1 pseudogene is annotated in these 237 nt (G+C 65.4%); it reads left to right on the forward strand.

Going from position 1 to position 237, the window contains the following annotated elements:
* Positions 1–237, forward strand: a pseudogene (locus KVT37_RS32845) (PucR family transcriptional regulator); the annotation flags it as partial.

Here is a 237-nt window from a genome sequence, read left to right on the forward strand (position 1 = left end):
GCACCTTGCCGGACCGTTGGGAACTGGCGACCAGTCCTTCGTTCGTGGCGCTCAATCGCAACGAGCCGGTCTATATCAGGGACGCGTGGGTGTCCGAGGAGTTTCCCGGCTATCGCCGCGAGGCGTTCGAGCGCGTCTACCGCAGCGTGCTCGACATGCCGATGAACTGCGTCGATGAAGGGGGCCGGCCGATGGGGTTGACCGTCGTCCCGCGCGAAATCACCGAAGTGTGCGCCG

The organism is Mesorhizobium sp. GbtcB19, assembly GCF_019091085.1.
Classification (GTDB): domain Bacteria; phylum Pseudomonadota; class Alphaproteobacteria; order Rhizobiales; family Rhizobiaceae; genus Mesorhizobium.